At 34.7% G+C, this 2,360-nt stretch carries 1 protein-coding gene; it reads right to left on the reverse strand.

Annotation, left to right across the window (positions count from 1 at the left end):
- A partial coding sequence (locus V1T75_RS16350) for a non-ribosomal peptide synthetase (protein ID WP_330489559.1) occupies positions 1 to 2,360 on the reverse strand: 2,360 nt, incomplete at both ends.

Raw genomic sequence — 2,360 nt, forward strand, 5'->3', positions numbered from 1 at the left:
AGGTACTTGTCATTTTCTGATCCTTGTACCTGAACCACACTCTGGGCTACCTTTGAGTAAGATTCTACCTGATTGATGATTTCCCCTAACTCTATACGACGACCGCGAATTTTAACCTGCGTATCTTTTCTACCTATAAATTCTATCGTACCATCTGCCAACCATCTCGCCAAATCTCCAGTTCGATACATCGTTTCCCCTGCTCTGAACGGATCTTTAACAAAGCTAGACTTCGTTAATTCTTCTCTATTTAAATATCCTTTGGATACTCCAATTCCCCCTATACATAACTCACCTATAACACCATTAGGTTGTAATTGCAAATGCTCATCTAAAATATAAACAACTCTATTGCTAATAGGAAACCCTATTGGAATACGATCTAACTCCTTCTTAACTTTATAATACGTAGCGCAAACTGTCGTCTCTGTTGGCCCATAACTATTGTATACATCAAATTTTGATACTAAATGGTTCACGTGATACCATTTTAATACGTCTCCTCCGCTTATCAAAATTCTTAAAGATAAATCGTAAGAATCAATATGTTCGTTTAAGTAACTTAGTAAATACGGATTTGTACTTAAAACTGTTATTTTATGAGTTATACAATCTGAAATAAGCTTGTCAAAATCTCTTCGATCTTCAGTAATAACCAACTTCCCTCCAACTCCTAATATTGGAAAAATTTCTTCTATAGAAGTATCAAAAGAAATACTGGATTGCTGTAAAATGCTATCTGTTGACTTTAAGCCAAAATATTCTTTTACTGTATGTACATAATCTGATAAAGAATTATGAGAGATCATAACTCCTTTAGGTTTCCCTGTAGTACCAGAAGTATAAATCATGTAGGCCAAATCTTCACCTGATATTCTAGGCTTGGTAAAAATACTTGATACTTTTCTTTCTTCTTTATCATCCTCTATTAACAATACTTTTGTAGCCTCTAAACTCAGCTTTTCTAAACTAACTGACTCTGTAACAAGCAAGTATTTTATTGACGAATCTGAAAGTATGAAATTTACTCGCTCCTTAGGGTATTCTACCTCAATAGGAACATAAACTCCTCCCATTTTTAAAACCCCCAAAATACTCACAATCACAGAGATCCCCCTATCCATATAAACCCCTATAAAATCTTGTGGTTTTGCTCCTTGAGCTTGCAACGCTATAGCTAAATTTGTTGAACGAATATTCAACTCTTGGTAACTTAATTTTTCTTCTCCAAAGACTATTGCCACATCTTCTGGACTTGATTGAACTTGGCTCTCAAACAACTCTAAAAAAGAAGCTTCTTTATACACAGTATTAGAAGTTCCCTTCCCAAAGTCTTTTATTAATACCTCTTGTTCTTCTTTCGTTAAAAGATTTATTTTTGAAATTAGTTGATCTGAACACTCTAGTACTTCATCAATACAAGTTATGATGTACTTCAGGTAATTTTGAATGGTTCTTTCTGTAAATAAAGCCGCGCAATAAGTAGCTGAAAGTGAAAGTTCTTCTCCGTTATCCTCTACATCAAGTTCTAAGTCAAACTTAGATATTGAATTTTCTCCTATACTATAGCGCTCAATACCAACTGTTTCTCTTGATGCTGCTACTTCTTCTACATATTGATAGGCAAACATTACATCAAACAAAGGGTTGCGACTTGTATCGCGCTCTATTGATAAACGATCTATTAAATCTTCATACTGATATCCTTCGTGTTCAAAACTCGATAAAACCAATTCCTTTACCTCTTGTAAATAAGCCGTAAATTTTTTGTCCTTTAACGGATAACTACGAAGTGCTAAAGTATTGACAAACATCCCCACGGTTTGCTCTATATCTGCATGACTTCTTCCCGAAGTAGGAGTTCCAATCACTATGTCTTCTTGACCACTTAACCTACTCAATACTATTTTGTGAATAGACAATAAAAACATAAACATTGTAGTTCCTGTAACCTCTATAAAAGCTCTTATTTTCTCTACTCTATCTGAGTCAATAGTTGTATCAATAGACAAACCAACATCACTCTTAATTGCTGGCCTAGTATAATCGTAAGGTAATACTAGAGCACTTGTTGGACTGGCATACATGTTTTGCCAATATTCTTCATCTGATAATCGTTGTACGCTATTTAACGATCCCTGTTGCCATTCTGCATAGTCTTTATAGTGTAACGATACTTCTGGTAAAGCTTCTCCTTCGTATAAACGAGCAAATTCTTCTAACAAGATACTATGGGAAACCCCATCACTAATTATATGATGCATGTCTATCAACAACAAATGCCCCCCCTCTATATCTCGTACAATACCTACTCGAAAAGGATACTCTTTGTTTAAATCAAATGGACGTACAAATGATTC

The organism is Tenacibaculum sp. FZY0031, assembly GCF_036350695.1.
Taxonomy (GTDB): Bacteria; Bacteroidota; Bacteroidia; order Flavobacteriales; family Flavobacteriaceae; genus Polaribacter.